The 20,629-nt window shown below is 40.1% G+C and carries 19 protein-coding genes and 1 tRNA gene; 5 read left to right on the forward strand and 15 right to left on the reverse strand.

The genetic code is table 11. The features are described 5' to 3' along the window. Nucleotides 1–739, forward strand: a 739-nt coding sequence (locus ACTB00_RS17850) for a P-loop NTPase family protein (RefSeq protein ID WP_463301270.1), incomplete at its 5' end; no start/stop codon positions are given. A 127-nt stretch (nt 740–866) separates the two neighbouring features. Here ACTB00_RS17850 and ACTB00_RS17855 read toward each other — a convergent pair. From ACTB00_RS17855 to ACTB00_RS17885, 7 genes are all read right to left on the reverse strand, one after another. Next, nucleotides 867–1,019, reverse strand: coding sequence for a hypothetical protein (locus tag ACTB00_RS17855; protein ID WP_463301271.1), 153 nt, complete (start codon nt 1,017–1,019; stop codon nt 867–869). A 322-nt stretch (nt 1,020–1,341) separates the two neighbouring features. Further along, nucleotides 1,342–1,995, reverse strand: a complete 654-nt coding sequence (locus tag ACTB00_RS17860; protein WP_463301272.1) for a cation diffusion facilitator family transporter — start codon at nt 1,993–1,995, stop codon at nt 1,342–1,344. Then, nucleotides 1,992–3,167, reverse strand: coding sequence for a TolC family protein (locus ACTB00_RS17865; RefSeq protein ID WP_463301273.1), 1,176 nt, complete (start codon nt 3,165–3,167; stop codon nt 1,992–1,994). The genes ACTB00_RS17860 and ACTB00_RS17865 overlap by 4 nt, the downstream gene beginning before the upstream one ends. Next, nucleotides 3,167–6,265 (reverse strand): efflux RND transporter permease subunit, encoded by a 3,099-nt coding sequence (locus ACTB00_RS17870; RefSeq protein WP_463301274.1) that lies wholly within the window; start codon nt 6,263–6,265, stop codon nt 3,167–3,169. The genes ACTB00_RS17865 and ACTB00_RS17870 overlap by 1 nt, the downstream gene beginning before the upstream one ends. A 146-nt stretch (nt 6,266–6,411) precedes the next feature. After that, nucleotides 6,412–6,759 (reverse strand): four helix bundle protein, encoded by a 348-nt coding sequence (locus tag ACTB00_RS17875; RefSeq protein ID WP_463301275.1) that lies wholly within the window; start codon nt 6,757–6,759, stop codon nt 6,412–6,414. A 43-nt stretch (nt 6,760–6,802) separates the two neighbouring features. Beyond that, complete coding sequence (locus ACTB00_RS17880) at nt 6,803–8,308, reverse strand: efflux RND transporter periplasmic adaptor subunit (protein WP_463301276.1); 1,506 nt, start codon at nt 8,306–8,308, stop codon at nt 6,803–6,805. A 93-nt stretch (nt 8,309–8,401) separates the two neighbouring features. Further along, nucleotides 8,402–8,950: a hypothetical protein gene (locus ACTB00_RS17885; RefSeq protein WP_463301277.1), complete on the reverse strand. Its 549-nt coding sequence runs from the start codon at nt 8,948–8,950 to the stop codon at nt 8,402–8,404. 318 nt (nt 8,951–9,268) lie between these two features. On the opposite strand from ACTB00_RS17885, the gene ACTB00_RS17890 reads away from it, so the two are divergent. Beyond that, nucleotides 9,269–9,475, forward strand: a complete 207-nt coding sequence (locus tag ACTB00_RS17890; RefSeq protein WP_463301278.1) for a hypothetical protein — start codon at nt 9,269–9,271, stop codon at nt 9,473–9,475. Nucleotides 9,476–9,824: 349 nt separating this feature from the next. Here the strand turns inward: ACTB00_RS17890 and ACTB00_RS17895 are convergent. The 7 genes from ACTB00_RS17895 to ACTB00_RS17925 all read right to left on the reverse strand — a co-directional run bounded on the left by ACTB00_RS17895 (nt 9,825) and on the right by ACTB00_RS17925 (nt 15,929). Next, nucleotides 9,825–9,911, reverse strand: a tRNA-Leu gene (locus ACTB00_RS17895). Nucleotides 9,912–10,025: 114 nt separating this feature from the next. Beyond that, nucleotides 10,026–10,364, reverse strand: a complete 339-nt coding sequence (locus ACTB00_RS17900; protein ID WP_463301279.1) for a hypothetical protein — start codon at nt 10,362–10,364, stop codon at nt 10,026–10,028. A gap of 172 nt (nt 10,365–10,536) precedes the next feature. Beyond that, nucleotides 10,537–11,832 (reverse strand): class II aldolase/adducin family protein, encoded by a 1,296-nt coding sequence (locus ACTB00_RS17905; RefSeq protein ID WP_463301280.1) that lies wholly within the window; start codon nt 11,830–11,832, stop codon nt 10,537–10,539. Between the two features lie 17 nt (nt 11,833–11,849). After that, nucleotides 11,850–13,196, reverse strand: coding sequence for an FGGY-family carbohydrate kinase (locus tag ACTB00_RS17910; protein ID WP_463301281.1), 1,347 nt, complete (start codon nt 13,194–13,196; stop codon nt 11,850–11,852). A gap of 18 nt (nt 13,197–13,214) precedes the next feature. Further along, the gene (locus ACTB00_RS17915; RefSeq protein WP_463301282.1) at nt 13,215–14,483 is read right to left on the reverse strand and encodes an L-rhamnose isomerase; all 1,269 of its coding nucleotides are present in this window, start codon (nt 14,481–14,483) and stop codon (nt 13,215–13,217) included. 18 nt (nt 14,484–14,501) lie between these two features. After that, a complete protein-coding gene (rhaM, locus tag ACTB00_RS17920; RefSeq protein WP_463301283.1) occupies nt 14,502–14,816 on the reverse strand; it encodes an L-rhamnose mutarotase in 315 nt (104 codons plus the stop codon). Nucleotides 14,817–14,828: 12 nt separating this feature from the next. Then, nucleotides 14,829–15,929 (reverse strand): L-rhamnose/proton symporter RhaT, encoded by a 1,101-nt coding sequence (locus ACTB00_RS17925; RefSeq protein ID WP_463301284.1) that lies wholly within the window; start codon nt 15,927–15,929, stop codon nt 14,829–14,831. Nucleotides 15,930–16,073: 144 nt separating this feature from the next. Here ACTB00_RS17925 and ACTB00_RS17930 point away from each other — a divergent pair, with 144 nt between their 5' ends. Next, nucleotides 16,074–16,937: an AraC family transcriptional regulator gene (locus ACTB00_RS17930; RefSeq protein ID WP_463301285.1), complete on the forward strand. Its 864-nt coding sequence runs from the start codon at nt 16,074–16,076 to the stop codon at nt 16,935–16,937. Between the two features lie 28 nt (nt 16,938–16,965). Continuing rightward, complete coding sequence (locus tag ACTB00_RS17935; protein ID WP_463301286.1) at nt 16,966–17,433, forward strand: ribose-5-phosphate isomerase; 468 nt, start codon at nt 16,966–16,968, stop codon at nt 17,431–17,433. Here the strand turns inward: ACTB00_RS17935 and ACTB00_RS17940 are convergent. Then, a complete protein-coding gene (locus ACTB00_RS17940; RefSeq protein WP_463301287.1) occupies nt 17,425–18,309 on the reverse strand; it encodes a MerR family transcriptional regulator in 885 nt (294 codons plus the stop codon). The genes ACTB00_RS17935 and ACTB00_RS17940 overlap by 9 nt on opposite strands. Before the next feature lie 223 nt (nt 18,310–18,532). Here ACTB00_RS17940 and ACTB00_RS17945 point away from each other — a divergent pair, with 223 nt between their 5' ends. Continuing rightward, a complete protein-coding gene (locus ACTB00_RS17945) occupies nt 18,533–20,590 on the forward strand; it encodes a BatA domain-containing protein (protein WP_463301288.1) in 2,058 nt (685 codons plus the stop codon). Nucleotides 20,591–20,629 lie beyond the last annotated feature (39 nt).

The following is a 20,629-nucleotide window of genomic DNA, read 5'->3' on the forward strand; positions in this document are numbered from 1 at the left end:
AAAAATAACAGCCATGAAAGACCATTCAATCAAATCGGCGCAGGCCGGTTCAGTGTCCGGGCCAACAAGGATTATTCGGAGCCCTTATGACCAAATTGCCGAACTTCAGGGCGGAGTATTTAACTTCAATTTTCAGCGGAGTGTGCTCTGGATGGAAGAAAAAGGAAAAATGTTATTCGGGGAGAATTTTGCCATTGACCCCGGCGATCTGCCCCTGATCTACAAACTGCTGGTGTATGCCATCGGTGACAAGCAAAACGCGGAAAGGCACGGACTTAGCCTTCGAAAAGGACTGCTGATCTCCGGGCCAATCGGCTGTGGGAAATCGAGTTTAATGCGGCTGATCAGCTATTTTTGCCCACGAGAGAAGCAGTTTCTGGTCAAGCCCACCCGGGAAATCAGCTTTGAGTTTGAAAAAGACGGTTATTCGGTGATCAACCACTGCAGCAAAGGCTCGTACTTTCGACTCGGTGGGCTGCCTGTTCCCAAGGTTTACTGTTTTGATGACCTGAGATTGGAGCAAACCCCAAAGCATTTCGGGAACGAGTGTAACGTAATGGCCGAAATTCTGCTGGCCCGTTACGACCTGTTTGTTTCCAAGCGCATGTTGACGCATCTGACGACCAATCTATCCGCCTCCGAGCTGGAATCCATCTACGGCAACCGGATTCGTTCCCGAATGCGCGAAATGTTTAACCTGGTGGCTTTTGATAAAGATGCCAAAGATAAACGCAGTTGACTTGATTTGGTAGGTGATCCCTGCGGCCTGTTCGCTCCGTTGGCTCCGCCACTGCACTCACAAGCCTCGGTTAACAAAGAAAGACGCCTGCTTCGTTTTCGCTTCCGGCACCAGGCCAAAGGCCTGACTAACCGTTGCGCTGTCCCTTCGCAGGCAACTTTCCGGTTTGATCAGGTAGTACCCCTGATTTTATAAGATGTACAACAACTTTCTTCAAGGTTCTTCCCTGTGCCCCGGCACCATCGCTCAGCCTCGCCCCGTTTGTTTCGCTACGCTCCACGCCCGGGCGACACTTGCCTTTAGCCTGCCCGCCTCTACAAATTGTTCTTTGAGGGAATGGTTTTTGACCATCCCAAAATCAATCAAAACAAGCCCTTTAAAGGGGTTTCTGTCTGTCCATCGAAAAGTTCAAAGAAGTATCCCAAGGCTGGCTCAACTACTTCCGTATGGCAAGTATTCATGGCAAATTGGAGGAATTGGCAGGATGGCTGCGAAACCTACTGTTAGATAAAAACTTTAGATTTAATGTTGGCTAGTGGGGCTTTGCCAATGTGCTTACAAATAGGGCTGGTTCTTTTACTACTCATTTGTTGGATATAATTTTAATGACTGTGTCCATGGTGATGTTCATGTTCTATATCCAACAATACTTTTCCCGAATCCTTCAATAAACCTATTGACCATTTTACAATTACAAAAGAACTTATGATGGCTGCAATGGTATCTATAAACGGAATATCCCAAATCATCGCAGCAACGAGTCCTAAAATTGCAGAAACACTTGTGAGTGCATCAGCAATTACATGAAGATAGGCTGCACGAATGTTATGGTCGGAATGCTCATGGTCGTGGTGTAACAGAAAAGCACTGGCTATATTGACAACCAGTCCTATTATGGCAACCAATATAGCTTCTTTATAAACAATATCCACCGGATTGTAAAAACGCTGAACAGCTTCAATCAGTATTACAATGGCGAAAATCAATAACATCAAACCGCTGCTGTAGCCCGATAAGGAAAGGATTTTATCGGAATTGCCTTTGAATTTCTCACTTTTGGATACTTTACGAACAATGACATAGGCAACCCAACTAAGCCCAATGGCAAGCACATGGGAACCCATGTGAATGCCGTCGGCCAGTAACGCCATTGACTTTGTTGTTAAACCGAATACTATCTCAACAACCATTGTTATGGCAGTAAGCAGTACTACCCACATGGTTTTATTCTCGTATTTGCTTTTATGCGCCATCATAAATATTGATTTAGCTCTGCAATTGTTTTATTCAAATTCCGCTCTAGTTTAAGTAAGTTATTTACACTTTCGTAGTAGATGGAAAGTTCAAGCATATAGTTAATCAGCGCAATTTCACCTTTATCAAATGCTTTTTGAAGTAATTCGGTATTATTAAAGGTTGCTAACTTCATTTTATAATCGCTTACGTTATTTTGAAGCGAAATAGCTTTTGTATGTAGCACCTTTAAGTGACTATACAGTTGCAGCTTATTGTCGGATGCCGTGTTTTCCGACGCACGTGCGTTGGCTTTTGCATACTTTACGGTGTTCTTATTTTCCCACAAGGGAATTGACAAACCCACGGTAACGCCTTTAAATTCCTGACCGACCACCGATTCGCTCATATAGCCTGCCTGAAATTTGGGCATACTTAAAGCCTTGTTAAGACTTACTTGTTTTTGCGTTAATTCAACCTCCTTTTTCAACCAGTTTAATAAGGGATTGCTTTGTTCGGCTTGCATGTACCATTGTTCAAAATCGGTCGGCAGAACGGCAACCTGAAACTCGTTTTCGGAAAAACTTATTGGAACACCACCATTTAAACGGGTCAATTCAGCTTGCAAAGCTTCTTGTTCAATGGTAAGGACTTCCATTTCGTTGCTCAAATTCAGCAGGTTTAATTGCGCCTTATTGTATTCCAATATATTAGTTTCGCCGATGTCGAATTTAGATTTGTACGCATCGGCAATGCTTTGCGCATGGCGAATCCTTTTTGAAAGTTCAGCTTTTAAAGCATTTGTATAAATCAAATCGTAACAAACTAATCGGGCTTTCAGCAGCAATTCCTTTCGTTGCTTTTGATATTCAAGTTCAACCTGTTCGTTTTTAATATCCGAAATTTGATTTTTATAGCTGTAAGCTGTGGGAAAATCGAATGCTTGCGTTGCTTTAAAGTCAGTCCGGTTACCAGTAACATCATTACCCCATAAATAATTGAATTCAATTTCAGGATTTTGGAGGTAATTACCTGTCTTGTTGCCAATTTTATCGGCTTCGGCTCTTTTTTGCAAAGCGCCCAGCGTGGTATTATTCCTTTCTATTTGTGCCAAAACTGAATCAATAGTGCTTTGAGCAGAAAGGCTTATTTGAAACGCTATGATGCATATAAGAGCTATTATTATTTTCTTCATTACTGTTCTGTTTTAATGATTCCACGATTGTTTAAAATGCTGTAAACGATTGGCACAATAAAAATATTCAGCAAGGTTGATGTCAATAAACCTCCCAATATTACCTGTGCCATCGGGCTTTGAATTTCATTGCCCGGCAAATCGCCTTGCATTGCCAATGGTATGAGTGCCAAGGCGGCTGTAAGGGCTGTCATTAAAATTGCATTCAAACGGTCAGATGAACCTTGAATGATTGTTTCAATCAGGGGAACGCCCTGACTTTGCAATCGCTGATAATTTGAAATGAGCAGAATACCGTTGCGCGTAGCAATTCCAAAGAGCGTAATAAATCCAATAATTGCAGGAATGCTTAAAATTCCCGAAGTAAAATAGATTGAAAATACACCTCCGATTAATGCCAACGGTAAATTCAACAGTACAATTCCGGCAAGCTTAAAGCTCTTAAATTCCTGAAACAACAGTAAAAAGATGATAAGAATAGCTAATATGGATGTTAACATGAGTGTTTTGGATGCTTTAGCTTCACTTTCAAACTGTCCACCATATTCTATTCGATATCCTTCGGGCAGTTCCACATTTTCAGCCACGGTACTCTGTATTTCTTCCACAACGCTTCTTAAATCCCGACCAGCCACGTTTGCGGCTATTACAATTTTACGTTGCACATTTTCCCGACTTATTGAACTTGGCCCTGAAATTGAAACTACATCGGCAACTTGTTCTAAAGGCACTTTTTTACCATCATCGGTATCAATAAGCGCAGCACGAATGCCTTCAATGGTTTCGGTGTAATCGCTATTCAGGCGCAACACCAAATCGAAGCGGCTTTGGCCTTCATAAATATCGGCTCGTTTTTCGCTTCCAAAGGCAATATCCACAAACTCGTTAAACTGTTCGATGGTGATACCGTATTCCGCCAGCATGTTGCGATTGGCTTTTATCTGTATTTGAGGAATTTCTACTTGCTGGTCAACATTTACATCAACCAATCCTTCGATGCCAACAATGGCACTTTTTACCTGATTTCCGAGAATGAACATCTTGTTCAAATCGTTACCAAACAATTTGATAGCAATATTTGCTCTTGTGCCCGAAAGCATGTGGTCGATACGGTGACCAAGTGGTTGCCCCACCGTTGCCGCAATACCCGGAATACCGGAAATAGTCTCACGAACATCAGCCATAAATTCCTCACGGCTACGGTGTTCAAGTTCAAACGTAGCATCAATTTCGGCACTATTTACCGTTTGAGAATGTTCATCGAGTTCGCCCCGGCCTGTTCGGCGTGCCGTTCCGGTAATTTCGGGAATGGATAATAATTCGGTTTCCACCAGATTGCCCAACTTGTTGCTTTCTTCTAACGAAGCGCCCGGCTTGGTCACCACTGAAAGTGTTAAGGAACCTTCGTTAAATTCAGGTAAAAAACTACGCCCCATTGATGTAAATAAAACAAGCGATAGAGCAAACATTCCAAGTGAAGAAAATACAACTGTTTTTTTATGCTTCAATGCCCAGGTAAGCGATTTCTCATACCAGGCTGTTAACTTTCGCACCAACCACTTTTCTTTTTCATTTTTAGCCAGATACTTTTCATCAGAGAGCATCAACTTTGTAAGCAAAGGTGTTAGAGTCATTGCTACAATTAGAGAAACGAAAAGGGATACGATAAATGAAATTCCAAGAGGTTTCAACATCCGCCCTTCCATCCCTGACAGGAAGAATAAAGGCAGGAATGCAACAATGATAATTAATGTAGCATTTAGAATAGAAGCACGAATCTCTTTTGATGCTTCAAAAACAACAGTAAAAGAAGATTGCCTGTCGGTTTTTGGCTTTTGCTGATTTTGCCGCAAGCGTTTATATACATTCTCCACGTCAATAATAGCATCGTCAACCAACGAGCCAATGGCAATAGCCATTCCGCCCAAACTCATGGTGTTTATGTTTAAGCCCAAAGCTTTTAAGACTAAAATTGCACCCAACAATGACAAAGGAATAGCGGTAAGAGAAATAATAGTTGTACGAAAACTGCCTAAAAAGAGAAACAAAATAATGATTACAAAAATACCTCCTTCGATTAAGGCATTTTGCACATTATTTACCGATGTTTCAATAAAATCGGCCTGACGGAAAATCTTTGTGTCTAAAACAACATCGGGAGGCAATGTTTTTTGCAAACCGTCAAGGTTGGATTCAACCAACTCGGTAAGTTCCAAGGTATTGGTATTGGGCTGTTTTGAGATAGCAAGGATGATGGCTGGTTTGGCATTTTGAGAAGCATGTCCCATTTTAATAGCACCGCCAATTTTTACTTCGGCAACGTCCCGTATTCTAACAGGTTTGCCATTAACCGACTTAATAAATGAATTTCCCAATTCTTCCACATCGGCAGTTCTTGCCATTCCACGTACAGCATATTCGTTACCATACTGTCGTATCGCACTTCCGGCTGAATTCTGACTTATTCCTGTGCAAATATCAGCCAGTTCGAACATGGAAACATGGTAGTATTTCATTTTTTCAGGATTCGCCAATATCTGATACTGCTTGTAATCGCCTCCAATGATGGTTACCTGCGACACGCCTCCGGTTGCCAAAATCAAAGGTTTAACATTCCATTCGGCAATGGTTCTTAAATCCATCATGCTGGTGCTATCGGCTTGAATCCCGATAAGGAAAATTTCGCCCATAATGCTCGACTGTGGAGCTAAAATTGGCTGTCCAACGCCAATAGGCATTTGCGATGAAACACTAATAAGTTTTTCGCTAACAATCTGACGGGCCTTGAAAATGTCAGTACCCCAATCGAATTCGACCCAAACAAAGGAGAATCCTTGTGAAGAAACGGAACGTACCCTGCGCACATCTGTTGCTCCATTTACAGAAGTTTCTATGGGAAAGGTGACCAAACGTTCCACTTCTTCCGATGCCATTCCGTGGGCATCGGTCATTACAACAACAGTTGGGGAAGTAAAATCAGGGAATACATCCACATCCATATTTATGGCGGTTCTCGTTCCGATGACCACAAGCAACACTGAAGCGAGCAAAATGAGATACTTGTTGTTCAGTGAGAATTTTATAATATTATTTAACATTTATGAAATTTTAAGTTTTGAATTTTAAATGTTGAATTGCGGGATTGTTAAATGCTCAATGTTAAATTTTGAATGGAAAACCATCTAACATTCAAAATTTATAATTCTACATTTCAACCCATTCAACATTTAGCATTTAACATTGATCATTGATTTTGTGAGGTTTTTACTATCGCAGTCAGGATATTAACGATATGCTCAATCTCATCAAGATATCCTGCAACATCTACCTGTGCAATCTGGCTTTTGTCGATTAGTCGCAACCAATAGCGCGTTTCTCTTGCTTCTTTAGATGCAATTGACATTTTTGCCGCAAAGTCCTTTTTTGAATAGGCAGCAGTTGCTTCTTCTACATTTGCACCTATGCTGGTTCCACTTCGAAGCACTTGTTTTGATAGAACAAACTCCTTCTGCTCGGTCATTTGCTTATACAATTCAATTATTCGGAGAGCAAACTCAAAACTTCTTTCAAGTATTATATTTTCTTTCTGCATGTAACTTTCATTTAAAATTTATAATTCAACATTTCTTCATTTCCTAATGGTTATGACCTGAATGAGCATCCAACGTTTCTGTTGCCTGTGCCAGTTTTACAAGAATAGCACCTTCGGTTACGACACGTTCTTTTGGGGTGATGCCCTTTACTATTTCGGTTTTTAAACCATCTGTTGCACCCACTTTCACCTCTCTTTTTTCGAAGAGTTCGGGATGAACCTGCACAAACACAAAATAAGAGCCTTGTTCTTCTAATATGGCATCATTTGGTAGTGTTAATGCCTGTGAATTCGTCAACGTTTTTAGGTATAATTCCACAAAACCACCAGAAACAAAAGCACCTTTATTGTCGATTTGCAGGTTAATCGGAAGCAAGAAATTATCGCTATTGGTATTTTTTCCAAACGAGACTATTTTCCCATTTAATTCTGCCAGCGTATAAGTCTGGTTGTTTTGAAGTGTGCGAATATTAGCAGAATTGATCGATGCCAAAACAGGTGCAAACTTTTGTTGAACTTCGGCCTTAAGCAGCAAGGTTTTGTTTTGAGAAATGGCAACAATGGCTTGTCCGGCTTCAACATATTGTCCGTTTCGCACAAAAACCTGTTTTACAAATCCATTCATTGAACTTGTTACATTCTGACCGGAAGCACTAAAGTTTTTGACCAGATTATCATACTTTGCTTTGGCATTATCGTATTGATTTTTTGCATTGAGCAGGTCTTTTTCTGAGGTTATTTTATCCTTTGCCAGTTCTGCTAATCTTTCGTAATCGGCTTTAGTCTTTTCGTAATTGTTTTTTACTTCCTGAAAGTAAACCGCAGAATTATTATTGGCTAATCCATTTCCCGATATGGAAAATAGTGTTTGTCCGTTTGATACACTTTTACCTTCCAATACATTTTCGGCAGCAAACACAACAATACCGTTCGTTTTAGCTGTAATTATAATTTCATCCCCCTGTGCAGATTGCACCTGCGCAGCAGTCTTAATAACTTGCCCAAAAGGTTCAACTTTTGGAAATTCAGTGGCAAAATCTATTTTCCATGCCTGTTCTTTTGTAAATACGGTTGCATTGGTTTCTGAAAAAACAATTTGTTCTGCTGCATGAATGGCATCATGCTCATCGGCATACACCTGAATATCAGGAGCAATTAATTGAAAGGTTCCCTGTTCTGTTACAATGTCAAAAACCAATTGACCTGCACCTTCGGTTTCGGGCGCTATTGTAAATTTATAGATGCCTTTACGGGTTGGTTTTTCAAGAGTATGGCTGGTTTCTTTTCCATTCACTTTTAAGCGAGCCGTCATACTTCCACTCTCCAACGCTTTAAAACTTGGCAAATGGGAGAAATGAGATAATATTTCACCTGTTTTACCAACGACAAATGGGTCGGCTTCGGCAAAAAGTTCGAATTCGTTACTGTATGCGGTAATTTTTATTGAAACTTCGTCATGATGAGATTCTTCGGCATCGTGGTTATGGTTGATATGGCAACTTGCAAAAATGAATGCAAGGGTAGAAAATAAGATTATCTTATTCTTCATTACTATTTTTGTTTAAATTTTAAAAAATTGCGGATATAGAATGCTTATTTACAGCCTACATAATTTGTAGGGCAACATTCAAAAAAGAGAAATTTAAACAAAGGAAGGAGGGCCTCGTAGAGCAAATGCTTCGAGGTAACTTAATGAAGGTATTAAAAATGGAGGCTCTTCGTATAGCTTTCCTTCAATATTAGGCGGCTTAGAAAGCTCTGTTCGGATTAATTCTATAAAAACAAGAAGCGAAATGTCACGTATCTGAGTATTTGATTCTAACCGATTCGTTCTTTCAATATAAACATCATTTGTTGCCGAAATGTGTTGATGAAAAGGGAATGGGTGATTGTGTTCCGGGCTTTCATTTTCTTTCTGTGAATCATGACTGTGCGGAAGCTCACCCTCGTTCGGATGTTTGTGTTCGTGGTCATCATCATGCACATTGCTGACAGAAAAATTCAATGCCAAATCCTCATGATGATGATGAACAATCATCTCATGACTTAATACTACCCAAAAGGATAGTAATAGTGATAAGGCAAAAATTTTATTTTTCACAAATGCAAAAGTAAATAAAAATCTGTCTGTTAAAACAAAAATGATACAAGCTGGTTCACTGTGTGTTGGCAAAATTGCACTCTTTGGCAAAGCTTAGGATTTAGTGTGGCTTGTGGGGCTTTGCTAATGTGTGTAATGTGGTGTGGTTTCTTTTGTCTTTGCGCAGGGGAAAAAATACAAAATAAAATTCCCTCAAATTGCATCTGATATCAACGGAGTACCAATCCATTCTGTTTTTTTAATTATTTGAATCTTTTTATTTCGCGCCAACGTGTCTCGGAGGTTCGGTTTCTTACACTTGCATACAACTGGTGTGCATTAAATATGGTTGTTATTTCTCTTTTAGCAAAGTCTTAGGTGTTGCCCCGGCCCGCCCTTTTTTGAACTCCTTCGAAACGGCTTGTTCTGATGGAAATCGGAAAGGAGCCGAGCTATTTTGAGTTCTCAACTCAATCCGCATTAAACCGCTTGAATACTTACGAATTCTCAATATGCCAACGACCTTTATTTTTCCCCAAGATAATGGTTTTTCCCGATTTCCCGTGTGCTGTCGATGATTTGGCTCCTCACCGATTTCGTGCAGCTGATCGGCAATATCGTCTGGAGGGTAGCTGAGTTCGTCTGGCTACTCGGTGACTTCTTCTAACGACCCGCTGGGAATATAATTGTCAATCTCATCTTTTTTCATTTTTAAGGTTAAAGAAAAAATTGGTCTCGATTGTTGCTTAAAAATACCCTTTTAGGGGCTTGTTTTCAAGATCAAATCGAGTCAATTCGTATCAATTTAAATGCTGAAATAGAGAGACTTATGAGGATTGCCGAGACTAGTTTGTTATAAAAAGTAATGGTCTCGGCAAAGTCTCGTTTAGAATGACTTTTATTGTGCTTTTTTGATCTCTGTGGAAAATAAAAAAGCACTTAAATCATTGATTTTAAGTGCTTTTTGTTTTGTTTGGATTTGTTCTGGTGCCCAGTAAAGGACTCGAACCTTCACATCCAAAAGGACACTAGTCCCTGAAACTAGCGCGTCTACCAATTCCGCCAACTGGGCGTTAGCAAATTATTTTTTGCAGGGTTTAGCAGTGTTTGCTAAAACGTGTGTGCAAAACTATAAAAAAATCAATAATGGCGATCTTAAATTGTAAAATTATTCATGCTATTGCAATTATTGCTGGTAATTTACGTCATAGTCTGTTTCTATAATTACCCCAGCGGTATCAACTGTAAAAATAAATTGTTCGGTTTTCTTTACCGGAGGAGTGGTTATGGGATCGAGTGTTGCACTGCCCTGATTGATGGTTGTTGCTCCCAGAAATGATTCTTTGGTAAAAATAACTTTTGTATTTCCGTTGTTGAGTGGTATTTTACTTGAAGGGATATCTTTAAATTCCTGAGTTGCTGATTCAATTGTTTCGCCAGTATAGTGGCGATTGAGCTTAGCCTGCATACTGCAAGCACTAAGTAGAACGCTTAATACTAGAATGGTCAAATTACGTTTTATCATGCGCACAAATTTTATCATAGTAAGCGGCCAAAAGTAGTTGAAATTTCATTCGCGAAATCCTAACAAATTATAAATATGCTGTACATTTCTTAAAAAAAGAAAGCGGCTATTGAAATGAATCAATAACCATTTGCAAATTAAATGGTCTGTACAGACTGAGCCAATCAACGAGTTAGCTCAAAAACTTCTTTCTAAGGTCTTCTACCTGATCATCATTAATAGGAACTAAATCACCCAAGCAAGCTCCCATGGTAAGCGATTTTGCACTGAATTCGGCAACTTCTAAACGGTCGAAAGTTCCTAGCAACTTATCGCCGGTAACCAATACCGAGTCGTTATTGATAATAACTGCTGGTGTATCTTTTGAAATTGTATTTAGAATAGCTTCTTCGCCTGTGAAGTGTGAACCAAATGGCATGTTCGGAATATCTTGTAAGAAGATCCAACTTTCAGGAATGGTGCGGACGTCAATTTTTTCTCCTGTTACACCATAAGCCATCAGGTAAGGTGTTTGAGTCAGGATGATTGAATTCACATGTGGATTCCGTTTATAGATCTCCTGATGCAACCAAGTTGATCGGCTCGGTATTTTTCCTGGTTCACGTTTGCCATCTTTAATCTGAACGATGTCTTTCAACTGAATATCCCAACGCGGAACATTGGTCGGGGTAATCAGGAAGTCGTTTTCCCGCCAGCGAACCGATACTGTTCCGTAGGAGCTAATCATCATTCCCTGATCGCAGGCACGCAATACAATCTTTCTGATTTGCTCTCTGATTTCTTGTTCGTCAGATGGATGGTTTACTTCATCCATTTCAGGAAGTAAGCGTGGAATCTGGTTTTCAAACTCTGCGATTTGCTCGTCGGAAAGATAATTTGGTTTCCCTATTGTACTTCCGTTGATCAATGTTCGGGCGCAGAATTCGATTGTTTCAAAACGCTGGAAAGCATCAACCATATCAGATCCACCAACAACCGTTCCGTGGTTTTCCATGATGACAGCGTTGACTCCTTTTTTGAATTCCTCGGCAATAACGTCGCCTAGCTCTTCACTTCCGGGTAGTGCATAGGGCGCATAGCCAATTGGACCACATATGTGCTTGGCCTGCGGAATTACGTTTGTATTCGGTATTTGACGAACAATACTAAACGATACCAATGCCGGTGGGTGAGCATGAATAACAGCTTTAATCTCAGGACGGCATTTGTAAATAGCAATGTGAAACGGATACTCTGATGATGGTTTATGACGACCTTCAATGGTTCCGTCTTTTCTTACACAAACGATATCTGAGGGGCGCAAGGTGCCTTTATCGATAGCCGATGGAGTTACCCAAACATCGCCATTATCATCTATAATAGAAATGTTTCCTCCGGAAGTGGTGGTCATTCCACTTTTATAGATCTTATCAATAATCATCGTAATCTGATCACGAGGATGCATCCATTTGGTGTTTAATTTTCTCATCTCTTTTTTTGAATTTTTTACTGCACCTTTAACGGGTTTTTAAATCCAACCGATTTTGCAATGACTAAAGCGGCGCCCAGTGCGCTGGCATTGTCAATCTCAGAGGTGATCACTTTCTTATCGGTGAATTGATCGGATAACAGATTGATGAAGATGTCATTTCTGGCAAATCCTCCTGAAATATAGAAGGTCGTGGTTTTGTCGGCTTGTGGAATAATCAGTTGGATAGATTCAATGCACAAGTCTGTTAAGTCGATGGTTAGTTTGGTGTAAGCTTCGTTGTAATTCTCAAATCGACTAAGATCGACTGATTTTAAGGCATCATCAAAACTTTCCTTTCCACCTGGGAAGAAGATTGAGCTATTTTCAAATTTATCTTGAATGCTTTCAATCAGGTCATTGTCGTATATTACATGTCGGAAACGATCTAGTTCTACGCCGAAATGCTTGGCTAATTTTTCGACCCACACTTCATGAAAATGCCCCATAAATAAACGCGATGATTTCACTTGCTGTTTGTCGGGACTTAAAAAGCAAAGGCAATCTTGTTCCAATTGCTTTGCAGTTAATGGCTCGCTGTTGAACGGGTTCATATTGATACACCAGGTGCCGGTTGAAACCAGTATAAACTGTTCGCTGGTTCCTTTTAAATAGGGAGCCAATGACGAAGAACTGTCGTGAATTCCTGTGCCAACCTGAACTTTTTTGCCTTCGATTTCGACGGTTGAAACAAGGTCGTTCGTGATTGGATCGGGCAAATGAATGCCGTAATCTGTAAGCCATTGGTGGTAGCTCATCTTGTCGAAATCCCACATAAACGTGTGGCAGCCAATAGAAGTTGGTTCTGACACAACTTTTCCGGTTAGAGCATACGATAAGTACTGCGGGAAATGTAAGATGGATGTTACTTGTTGGTATGCTTCAGGCTTTTCCTGCTTCAACCAGGCAATTTGAATTCCTGAATTTAAAAGCAATCCAAGAGCCGGACTAGCTGTTTTTCGGCAAAACTCATCTTTGCCACCGTAATTTTCAAAAAGGCTTTCGGAGATCGATGATGGTGCTTCTTTCAGGTAATTGTAGACCGGAGTGAGGCGGTTGCCATTTTCATCCAGAAACATGAGCGATGCGCCGTAAGTTGAAAAATTGACTGCAGTCAACTCAAATTTGGTACTGCGAGCCAATGTCTTTAATTCATCTTTTATCCACGATGTAATCAGGTCGATGTTGTCACATTCAAATCCGTCATCATCGGTGGTAACAGGGAACTTTTGCTCCTGCTGAAACACGACTTGAAAGTGTTCATCAAAGAGCAAAAGTTTCTTATTTGTTTTGCCTATATCGAATATAGCAATAACTTTTTTCATTGTGCTGTACGTCAGTGCTTATCGTTTGCTTAATACTTCTTTTTCGTACGCTTGAATGTCGGCAATGTAGTCCATTCCGGCAGGAACACCTTCTTTAGCGCAGTAGTAATCCCACACAGCGTTGAAAGGCATTGTCTTCAGTTCTTCCAGTGTCGCTAAACGTTCGAAGTTTTTACCGGCTTCTTCCAACTCAACTAATGATTTGGTTGGTTCTAACATCGCAATCAGGAATGCTTTTTGAGCGGCACGGGTTCCAATGACATAGGCACCAATCCGGTTAATGGAAGCATCGAAGAAATCCAACCCAACATTCACGCGACTCAGAAAGTCATTACGAACGATTTCTGAAGCGATTAGCTGCACATCTTCGTTTAATGTAACTACGTGATCAGAGTCCCAGCGAATAGGGCGAGTTACGTGAAGCAATAATTCGTCTACAAACTGTAAACAAGAAGAAATTTTGTCGCCAACAACTTCTGTTGGATGGAAGTGACCACTATCCAAACAGATTAGCTTGTTATTTTTGATGGCATATCCCAGGTAGAAGTCGTGCGAACCAACAGTCATAGACTCTACGCCAATACCAAATACTTTACTTTCAACAGCATCTTTCATGTACTCGTTTGGATATTCATCGGCAAAAGCTTCGTCAAGAGACTTTTTAAGAATGACGCGGTATCCGTTACGATCTACCGGAATATCTTTTGTTCCATCCGGAATCCAGGTATTGTGCACACATGGAGTGCCTAATTGTTTCCCCATTTCAGCAGAAATAGCGCGACAACGTTTTACGTGCTCAACCCAAAATTTACGGTTTTCTTCATTTTTACTCGAAAGGGTAAAACCATCATCAGCTTTAGGATGAGAGAAGCAGGTTGCATTGAAATCCAATCCCATACTGCGCTCTTTAGCCCAGTCAATCCAACTTTGAAAGTGTTTTACCTCAATTTGGTCGCGATCTACAAATTCGCCTCCAAAATCACCATATATTGCATGTAAGTTTAAGCGTTGTTTTCCCGGAAGTAATGACATTACTTTATCCAAGTCAGCACGCATTTCTTCAATTGTGCCTGCTTTTCCCGGATAGTTACCTGTTGTTTGAATACCACCACCGCCAAGTTCGGCGTCGGGAGTTTCGAAACCACCAACATCATCAGTTTGCCAGCAGTGGAGCGAAATGGTTAATTCTTTTATTTTTTTAAGTACTGCATCGGTATCAACGCCAATTGCAGCATATTCTTCTTTTGCGATTGCGTACGCTTTTTCAATTAATTCTTTTGATTTCATTTTATTCATTTTTAGATTTTATTCCATATAAAATACTTCTTCCAGCTCTGTACTTACCGGAGAATTATCGGGATTCGTTTTCATGATGTCAGCCATAAAAGCCCACCATTTTTGTACAATTTCAGTTTTCCCCAAATCCTGAGAACCACCATCGCCCGCAACTTTTTGAAATGCAAACAGGGTGTTGGTCTCTTCGTCGATAAAGATGGAGTATTCGCTAACTCCGGCCTCTTTTAATAGCTTTCGTAGCTCTGGCCATAGTTCGTTATGGCGTTTTTTGTATTCCTCTTTTTGTCCTTCGTTGAGGTGCATTTTAAATGCTAAACGATTCATACTATTTGTGTTTTAATTTAAGAAATTGCTTTTAGCAATACCCATAATTATAATGGATAATAGAATCAGACCAATTCCCAGAAAAATGGTAGATCGGGTCTTGCTCGAAACGCCTGCCCACTCTTTTCGATAAAATCCCCAGAAGTTAGCCGTAAGAATAATCGTAGACATGTGTAAAATCCATGAACTGGCACCATTGCCAATTTTTGTTTCTCCCATTCCGTAGAAGAAAAATTGAAGGAACCAAGTTGTACCGGCTAATGCACAGAATAAGTAGTTTTTCAGTAATGGTGATGTTGAATCAACCAAATCGCCTCCGGTTTTATTTTTAAGAATAAGCGCGACCGACCAGATTAAGTTCGTCGTTAACCCTCCCCAAAGGATGACTAAGAAGATGATATTGTTCTCAAACAGGTAGGTTCCGTCGCTAACAAATGGGAATTGATTTGTAACGGCAATTTCACGAACGGCTTCACCCATCTGCTTTCCGGCATCGATACCAAAACTGAAGAATGCACTTAAAACACCGGAGATACCGGCAATAATCAAACCTTTTGTTAATTTAAACTCGGTATTAACGCCTTCTTTATGGCCTAGTAGATCTTTGTCTTTCATTAGACCGGCTTTACCGCAAAGGACAATTCCGATCATGAGCACAAAAATACCGAACAAAACTACACGACCACTCTGGGTTGACAGCATATCGGTAAACGAATCTCCTGCAGGTAAAACTTCCGCTAAATTACCGACATCACGAAGAATCGGTAAGCCTAACGAGCCCACCAACGAGGTAATTCCAAGTAACACCGAATTTCCAAGCGACATGCCAAGGTAGCGAATACCTAAGCCATAGGTAAGTCCTCCTATTCCCCACAGAACACCTAGAATGTAAGTAGTTCGTACGACAGAAGAATCTGCAGCTGATATAATTCCCTGCCACTCCGGAGTCGTTAACAACACCGCGATAAAAGGCATGATTAGCCACGAGAAAAGTCCTCCAATAATCCAATAGACCTCCCAATGCCATTTTTTTACAAGATTATATGGCATGTACCAACTCCCCGATGAAGCACCACCGAGCGAGTGAAAAAGAATTCCTAAAATTGCTTGCATAGTTTAATTCGATTTAGTCCTGCTATAAGGCAGGATTTTAGTAATTTTGATTTTATAAAACATAAGTTGATGTCAAAAGTAGCTTGATAGTTACAGTCTATCAATACACTTTCTGGCAGATTGTTTGCACTTTTTGATACTGATATGGAGGATTTTTTTAAGTATTTAACTGCCGGTGAAGAAGATCAACACTGGGGACTTTATTTGAATGTTACCGGAGCCTATACTTCTCCGCCAAATCAACCCTATCCACCGATAAGGCATCCCAGTGGTTATTATTTTAACTGGAGCAGTGGACGGGTTTTACAAGAATATCAGATCAACTATATTACAAAGGGAAACGGGGTTTTAGAAACTGAAAATGGAGAGTTTTCACTTCTTGAGGGGAGTGTTTTTTTGATCAAACCCGGTGTTTGGCACCGATACCGGCCAAATCAAGCATTAGGTTGGCAGGAGCATTATATTGGATTTAATGGTGAAATGGCTCGAAAGCTATTTCAACATCCAATATTCGCAGGAAAACAATCCGTTTTGCATATTGGGGTTCACGAAGAAATTATTGATACTTATTACAAGGTGTTTGATTTGGTTCAGGAAGAGCAACCCGGTTTTCAGCAGATTGCAAGTGGGCTGATTGTAAAAATGCTCGGCTACTTAATTTCTTTCGAAAAGCAAAAGGAATTTACAGGAAAGCGTATTGCAGGGATTATCGAAGATGCACGATTTAGGATCAGACAAAATGTAGATCAGGAACTGGACATGACTCTGATGGCAAGGGAATATAACATTGGGTATTCGTACTTCAGGAAAATGTTTAAAAATTATACCGGAATGGCTCCTCATAAATATCATCTGGAACTTAAGATCATGCGGGCTAAGGAACTCTTGTTGGTTACCGACAAGAGCGTTAAAGAGATTAGTTATGAGCTCGGATTTCAAACTATTCACTATTTTAGCCGTTTGTTTAAGAATAAAGTGGGGAAGAGCCCGACTGAGTTCAGGAGATAAATTTTCAATAGCAAATTTTATAAAAAAAATGAAGACGATTGCATTAGGTACCGATCATGCCGGATTTCTCCTAAAAGAAGCGGTAAAAAAACATTTATCAAACAAAGGTTTCCGGGTTGTTGATTTGGGAACCGATTCGGAAGAAGCGGTAGATTATGCTGATTTTGTTATTCCTGCAGCAGAAACTGTGGCCAAGAATGAAGCAGATTTGGGAATTGTTTTTGGCGGAAGTGGAAATGGTGAAGCCATTGCTGCAAACAAAGTGAAGGGTGTGCGTTGTGCATTGTGTTGGAGTGTACAATCAGCTATTTTGGCCAAGCAGCATAATAATGCGAATGTGATTGCACTGGGGGGACGGATGGTTTCTGAAGAATTGGCTTTTGAAATTGTGGATCGTTGGTTAGACGAAAGCTTTGAGGGTGGTCGCCATTTAAGGCGAATTCAGAAGATACATGACTACGAGTCAGGCGAAAAGGAAGCGAGTGAATTAGCCTAATAAGCCGCTACCAAAGTATTTTTTAAACGCTTTTGCATCAGTAATCAATTTAAAATTGGAAGGGAGTTTTGATTTAACCATGGAGATTTGAGCACCAGTTACAAAGATTTTTTTGCGTTTAAATGCTTTATACATTTCAGCAATATAGTCTTCCAATTCTTTTTCATCTATTCCATTGATAAAAGCAGTGAAAATTCGATCGAACGGTTGTACCCCGTCCATTTTCACCAAATCCTCGAAGGGGACATTTTGACCTAGATAAATTGTTTTATAGCCCGATTTTAAGGCGAGATAATGATAAAATAACAAGCTGATTTCATGCATTTCACCCTCCTTCAGAAAAAACAAAACGATAGAAGTGGAGTCATGATTATTAATTCCTGAGCTTTCTTTGATGAGCAGTTCGCGGATGATGTTGGAAACAAAGTGTTCCTGTGCCGGGAAGATGGTTCCAATTTGCCAGTAAATACCAACTTTTTCAAATAGAGGGAAAATGTTTTCCATAAAGGTTTCTTCAAACCCAATCTGGTTGATTTGCTGAAGCAGTAAGTCTTCAAAGCTTTTATGATCAAAATTTACCATGTGCACCACAAGCTGATCAATCATGCTTTCAGATGGAAGCGATTTCTCATTCAGTTTCAGCACTTCCCTCTGAATTTGACCGTTTTCGTAGTTCGAAACTTTCGAGATCTTGTATCCATGCTTCACCAGCATCGATACGTTGAGGAGTTTTCGTAGTTCGTTATCGCTATAATAGCGAATATTTGTTGTTGAACGTTGCGGTTCCAGCAAACCATAGCGCTTTTCCCATATGCGAATGGTATGTGCCTTGATGCCTGACAAGGTTTCAAGATCTTTTATGGTGTAGTAATTCATTGATGGCAATTTAGATTAAACTCTCCGATGTCGTCTCTAATTCCTCCACGTTCATTTTTGCGAGAATTACTATGCTTAACAAGAGTTAATTCTGTTTTGTTTAATAATTTTGCAAATATAGTAAACATTGTTGAGCGAATTAAAAAACCTGAATCGGCGATGAATAGTTTTCGCGATTGAACAATTCCATTAATTTTGGTCTTCAATAATTAAGAAATTTGAAATGAGGTTTATCTATCCTGAGTTTTTGACGGCACTTTTGTTAATCTGTCTGCCTATACTGATTCATTTTCTGCATTTTAAACGGTATAAGACAGTCTATTTCAGTCAGGTTAACTTTTTAAAAGCCGTCAAGGAAGATACCCGAAAAAAAAGCAACCTGAAGCAATTGCTAATTCTCCTTTCCCGTATTCTAACGATTTCGGCATTGGTGTTTGTATTTGCCCAGCCTTATTTACCAACAAATAAGCAAGAGCAAAGAATAGCCCGAAAGGTTGTTGCCCTTTATGTTGACAACTCATTTAGCATGAAGGGAGCAACTGACAATGGAATGTTGCTTGAGCAAGCCAAAAGCAGAGCGATTAGTATTGCGAGTAGTTATGGGCCTGGGACAAATTACATCCTGATGGAAAATCAGAATCTACCGGGACGTCAACAGTTAATCAATCAGACTCAACTAGTCACTCAGCTTGGAAAAATTCAGGAAGGTCCGCTGTCTATCAATGTTTCAAAAGCCTATCAGCAACTAAAAAATAGTCTGCTAAAACAAACTGAAAAAGCTGATAAAATCATTTATCTGATTTCTGATTTCCAGAGCTATACGTCTGATTTCTCAGAAATTGAATCGGATACCAGTATTCAAACTTTCCTGATCCCGGTAGGAAGTCAAGTTGCTAATAATTTGTTGATCGACAGTTGCTGGTTTGAAACTCCCGGACATAAGAAGAAGCGTGAAGAAACCTTATTTGCTCGTGTTAAAAATCTGTCGTCACAGAGCTACCGGGACATTCCAGTCAGGCTGAAGGTTAATGATACCATCAAGTCAATCAGTAATATCGATATTGATGCGGAGGCGGAACAAATACTGGAGCTGACCTATAAAAATAATAGTTCTGGGGTTCATCGGTTAGTCGTTGAGCTTGATGATTACCCGGTGGTTTACGACAATCAATATTTTTTAAGTTATAACGTACGGGATAAAAACGACGTTCTAGCCGTTTTTCGGTCCGATGATCCCGCTATTCGGAAGCTGGAAGCTCTTTTTGAAAACGATGAAAATATTAGTTTTGAAAAAACGGCAGTTAGTAAAGTAAAAGTTAGCGAATTCGATCAGTATCAGTGCATTTATTTGCTCAACTTAAATGAGTTTAGTTCAGGCTTAGTTAATGCGTTAAATCAGTTTGTTGAAAAGGGAGGCTCGTTAGGCATTTTCCCCGGAATGCAAGCTGACTTAGCTTCGTATAACGAATTGTATGGGAAATTAGAGGCCGGCTTAATTACGGGATCCGATTCGGTTAAGTTAAAAATGGATCAGGTCAATTTCAATCATTTGTTGTTGCAAGATGTATTTTTACACGAAAAGGAAAATCTGGATTTACCCGAAGTAGAGTTGAGTTATCGGTATCGGGTGGGAGCACAAAGTTCGCAGTTGAGTATCGTGGATTTTAACAATGGGCAAACTGCTGTTTCTCAATATCAGAAAGGGCAGGGGCGCGTATATAATTTTAGTTTTCCGCTAAACGATGAGTTGACTGATTTTAGCAAGCATGCTATTTTTGTGCCGCTGGTTTACAACATTGCTCTAAATAGTTTTGAACCACAACAAATTCAGTATGAGATTGCTGATAATTTGGTTCTCACCTTACCCAAAAGCGAATCGTTTACGTCGGGTGAGAGTTTGTCAATCAGCCCGATGCAAGCCGATGAAGAAATTCAGCTTTCATCAATTAATCAAACAGCCAACGAGTTTCGTGTCGATTTGCAGGGAGTTGTTCAAAAAGCAGGTTTTTACAATTTAAGTCAGGGCGAGGGGGACGTTCGTACCCTGGCTTTCAATTTTAACCGAAGAGAATCCACCTCTCCTCAGTTAACAAACACACAGCTGGAAGATGCTGTTGATGCCGCTGGCTTACTGTCGTTCAATGTTATTGATGCAACAAATTCCAATTTTGAAGCCAGAATTCTTGAAGCCAACGAAGGTATTCAGTTATGGCAATTGTTTTTAGCGATTGCCTTATTATTTATTGCAGCCGAGGTGCTAATTACCCGGTTTTGGAAATAGCTGGTACTGCTGACTATTCGTTCAAAAAAACGACCTGTA

This window comes from Sunxiuqinia sp. (assembly GCF_055140945.1).